General features: G+C 64.7%; 3 protein-coding genes and 2 pseudogenes. 3 read left to right on the forward strand and 2 right to left on the reverse strand.

Features of this window, described 5'->3' with window-relative positions; all coding sequences use genetic code 11:
• Nucleotides 1–291: pseudogene (locus EN879_RS26355) on the reverse strand (preprotein translocase subunit SecA); the annotation flags it as partial.
• Nucleotides 292–537: 246 nt separating this feature from the next.
• Here EN879_RS26355 and EN879_RS26360 point away from each other — a divergent pair.
• Nucleotides 538–1,455 (forward strand): peptidylprolyl isomerase, encoded by a 918-nt coding sequence (locus tag EN879_RS26360; RefSeq protein ID WP_024503787.1) that lies wholly within the window; start codon nt 538–540, stop codon nt 1,453–1,455.
• A 70-nt stretch (nt 1,456–1,525) separates the two neighbouring features.
• Here the strand turns inward: EN879_RS26360 and EN879_RS26365 are convergent, their stop codons facing one another.
• The gene (locus EN879_RS26365; RefSeq protein WP_063169076.1) at nt 1,526–2,125 is read right to left on the reverse strand and encodes a TetR/AcrR family transcriptional regulator; all 600 of its coding nucleotides are present in this window, start codon (nt 2,123–2,125) and stop codon (nt 1,526–1,528) included.
• A gap of 459 nt (nt 2,126–2,584) precedes the next feature.
• Between EN879_RS26365 and argJ the strand changes: the two genes are divergently transcribed.
• Together argJ and EN879_RS26375 are read left to right on the forward strand one after the other, a co-directional pair.
• Complete coding sequence (argJ, locus tag EN879_RS26370) at nt 2,585–3,826, forward strand: bifunctional glutamate N-acetyltransferase/amino-acid acetyltransferase ArgJ (RefSeq protein WP_063169075.1); 1,242 nt, start codon at nt 2,585–2,587, stop codon at nt 3,824–3,826.
• Between the two features lie 29 nt (nt 3,827–3,855).
• A pseudogene (locus EN879_RS26375) lies at nt 3,856–4,209 on the forward strand (GNAT family N-acetyltransferase); the annotation flags it as partial.

Here is a 4,209-nt window from a genome sequence, read left to right on the forward strand (position 1 = left end):
GTGCAGCACCATGCCGCCGATCAGCTGGACATCGAAGGGGCGCATGCCGAGCACGCGGCGCGCGGCCTCGCGGGCGGTGGCGAAGGCCGGCACCAACAGATCGTCGAGCGTGGCGCCGTTGGCGATGTCCTGGCGGAATTTCGCGGTGCGGCCGACCAATTCCTCATCGGAAAGCGCCCGCATCTCGTTTTCCATGGCGTTGATCGCCTCGACACGGGGCCGGGTCGATTTGACCCGACGGTCGTTGGAGGAACCGAAAACCTTACGGGCGAGACCGCCGAGACTGACCATCCAATGGTCCTTTCGATAGAATTCTCAATCTTGAGATGAGCGCCGGGCGGCCCCATCAATTCCACGTGAACGTGGACAAACACAAAAAGCGCCCGGAAAACGGTTCTGGACGCAAAGTCGTTGGACAGATAAGAGGGGGCTCAACTGATGTCAACGCCGCGCTGGCCCTGCTGGCTGCGCCAAATTCCGCCACAATCTGGCCGATCTGGAAGCACCCCTCTTAACAATCCCCACCGGAGTCCCCCTATGTCCCTGTTGTTTCGCCGCGCGTCGCTCGCCAGCCTTGGCTTGGCCGTCGGCCTGTCGGCCCTTTCGCTCTCGCCTGTGATGGCGCAGCAAACCGCTCCCGCTCCAGCGGATGCAGCAGCGCCAGCCGCGGCACCGGTCGATCCCAATAAGGTTATCGCCACGGTCAACGGTCAGCCCCTGACCGAAGCAGATCTGGTGCTTGCCGAAGGGGAATTGTCGCAGCAGTTCGCACAATTGCCGCCCGAGCAGCGCCGTGCCGCCGCCCTTTCGGCTGCCATCGAGATCCGCGTCATGGCCGCCCAGGCGGTCACCACAGGGCTCGACAAGGATCCCGACTTCCAGCGCCGCATGGCCTTCCTGCAGCAGCGCGCGCTGCATGGCGAGATGGTCGAGAAGGGTGTCGTCGACAAGGTCACCGACGCCGAGGTCCGCGCCCGTTACGACCAGGAAATCGCCAACACGCCGCCCACCAACGAGCTGCATGCCCGTCACATCCTCGTGAAGACGAAGGAAGAGGCCGAGGCGATCATCAAGCAGCTCGACGGCGGCGCCGACTTCCAGAAGCTCGCCAACGAGCACACCAGCGATCCGTCAGGCAAGACCAGCGGCGGCGACCTCGGCTGGTTCGGACCTGGCCAGATGGTGCCGGAGTTCGACAAGGCGGCCTCCGCGCTCGAGGTCGGCAAATACACCGAGCAGCCGGTGCAAACGCAGTTCGGCTGGCATGTCATCAAGCTCGAGGACAAGCGCACCAAGCAGCCGCCGGCCTTCGACGACGTCAAGGACCAGGCCAAGCAGGCGGTCATCCGCGACAAGTATTTCGCGCTGGTCAAGTCGCTGCGCGCCGGCGCCAAGGTCGAGATCCCCGACGCCAACCTGAAGAAGGCGGTCGATACGCTGGAAAGCGCCAAGTAAGACTGGCAGCTTTTTGAAAAAGGGGCGCGGCAGCCAGGGGTTGCCGCGCCCTTTTCATTCATTGCCGTCTTTACGAGGCAGGCGCCGCTATGCCTCGCATCACGTAGTTGACGGCCTTGCCGATGGTCGCTTCGTCCTCGTCGAGCCGGTTGGTCAGCAGATGTCTCCAGGCGAAGGAGGCGATCAGGTCGGCGACGACAGCTGAATCGATTTCGGCCGGGATTTCGCCCCTTGCCTTGGCGCGTTCGATGATCTGGGCGGTATGGGACCGTCGGCCCAGTGAGTAGTCGGCAAGGGCCGCGGCCGCGGTCGCGTCCGACTGTGCCTCGGCGATCAGCGACCGGAACACGCTTCCCGACGATGTCTCGCGCCAGTGGGCGAACAGGTTTTTCAGGAAGCCGACGAGATCCTCCTCCAGCCGCCCGGTATCGGGAACATCGACGCGCTTCTGGCGCTGGTAGACCTCAAGCAGCAACGCCGCCTTGCTCGGCCACCAGCGATAGATGGTGGGTTTGCCGGCGCGGGCCCGCCGCGCCACCGCCTCGATCGAGAAACCGGCATAACCGGCTTCGACCAGTACGGTCTCGGCGGCTTGGAGAATGGCCTCGGCGCTGTCGGGATTGCGCCGCGCACCGATCGATCTGCGCGCCGGATCGGCGTCCTCGGCCATCTCTGTCGTCCTCGCCAAACACTTCGCCGGCAATATAGGTGACCCGACGCTCAAACGAAACGGCGCGTTTTCAAGCTTCTGGAGACTGGCTAGTCGGGGCAGGGGTTGGTCGTTTTCTGGGAACCTTACCGGCGTGTTGGTTGGCGAGGTCCCAAAAGCAAAACCCGCCGGGACGGCGGGTCACTGGTGCAAATCAGCACCATGGACGAAAATGTAGCATAGCTGCTCTCACCCTGTCAAGAATAAATTCCTATTGAGATGAACGCGGCCGGCGCAAACTGGCTGACACCGCCGGACCGGCCGTCGGACGATGTCTACTGCATGGCTTGCGACGTCTCGGAGCCCTGCTCCCAGGGGCGAGTTCGAGCTCCCGGACAAGAGCGACGAAAACGCCCTTGCGCCGGCGCGGTCTATCGGGCAAACCGGCCTTCCCTTGCGATTTTCCCGCCCGAGGCCTCCATGTCCACGACGATTTCGCCGCTTGCGCCGAAGAAATACCCGAAAATGCCAGAAATCGAGGGGGTGCGCATCGCCACCGCCGAGGCAGGGATAAAGTACAAGGGCCGCACCGATCTTTTGACCATGGTCTTCGATGAAGGCACTGCGGTCGCCGGCGTGTTCACGAAATCGAAATGCCCCTCGGCGCCGGTCGATTTCTGCCGGCAGAATCTCGGCGCGGGCAAGGCGCGGGTGCTGGTCGTCAATTCCGGCAACGCCAATGCCTTCACCGGCAAGAAGGGCCGCGAGTCGACCGCACTGACCGGCGAGGCGGCGGCGAAGGCGGCCGGCTGCACGGCAGCGGAGGTTTTCATGGCCTCGACCGGCGTCATCGGCGAGCCGCTCGACACCAGCAAATTCAGCCATCTGCTCGCGGGGCTGGTCAGCAAGGGCAAGCCCGAGCTGTGGACCGAAGCGGCAAAGGCGATCATGACCACGGATACCTATCCGAAAGTGGCGACCGCGACCGTCAAGCTCGGCGACACCGATGTCACCATCAACGGCATTTCCAAGGGCGCCGGCATGATCGCGCCCGACATGGCGACGATGCTCTCCTTCATCGCCACCGACGCGCCGATCGCCGCACCTGTCCTGCAGGATCTGTTGTCGCGCGGCACGGCCAAGACTTTCAACGCGGTCACCGTCGACAGCGACACCTCGACCAGCGACACGCTGCTGATCTTCGCCACCGGCAAGGCCGCCAGGCGCGGCGCGCCGGAGATAACCGATCCCAAGGATGCCCGTCTCGGCACGTTCCGCCGGGCGCTCGGCAAGGTGCTGAAATCGCTGGCGCTGCAGGTGGTGCGCGACGGCGAAGGCGCCCGCAAGCAGGTCGAAGTCACCGTCACCGGCGCCAAATCGGCGCGCTCGGCCAAGCGCATCGCGCTGTCGATCGCCAATTCGCCGCTGGTCAAGACGGCAGTCGCCGGCGAGGACGCCAATTGGGGCCGCGTCGTCATGGCCGTCGGCAAGGCCGGCGAACCCGCCGATCGCGACCGGCTGTCGATCTGGTTCGGCGACAACAGGCTGGCGCATGAAGGCGAGCGCGACCCCGGCTATTCCGAGGCGGCGACGTCGGCCTACATGAAGCGCGACGATATCCGCATCCGCGCCGATATCGGCATTGGCCGCGGCAAGGCGACGGTGTGGACCTGCGACCTCACCAAGGAATATGTCGCCATCAATGGCGATTACCGGAGCTGACGGTTTTGAGCTCCAGGCATCCGGCAAGCATGCTCGCGATCGTGCGCCGTTACGAGGCGGCCGGCTTTCGCGCCTGGCCGGCGGCCGCCGTCCACTATGACGGCACCTGGGTGGTGCGGCTGACCGCCGGCCATCCGGCCAAGCGGCTGAACTCGGTCAATCCGCTCGATCCCGGCGACATCCAGCACATTGCCGACCGTATCGGCCGGGCCAGCCGCCGTTTCGATGCCTATGGCAGGCCGCTGACATTCCGCATGTCGCCGTTGTCGGGTCCCGATCTTGCCAGTCATCTCGACCGTGAGGGATGGAGCCGGTTCGACGAGTCGCTGGTCATGCGGCTGCCGCTGGCCGATGCGCAACTCGACGCTGCCATGGACCAGATC

Source organism: Mesorhizobium sp. M7A.F.Ca.AU.002.02.1.1 (assembly GCF_003998535.1).
Classification (GTDB): Bacteria; Pseudomonadota; Alphaproteobacteria; order Rhizobiales; family Rhizobiaceae; genus Mesorhizobium; species Mesorhizobium ciceri.

Coding starts and splice junctions, on each gene's coding strand:
- EN879_RS26360 (WP_024503787.1), top strand. CDS start 538: ATGTCCCTGTTGTTTCGCCGCGCGTCGCTCGCCAGCCTTGGCTTGGCC.
- EN879_RS26365 (WP_063169076.1), bottom strand. CDS start 2,125: ATGGCCGAGGACGCCGATCCGGCGCGCAGATCGATCGGTGCGCGGCGC.
- argJ (WP_063169075.1), top strand. CDS start 2,585: ATGTCCACGACGATTTCGCCGCTTGCGCCGAAGAAATACCCGAAAATG.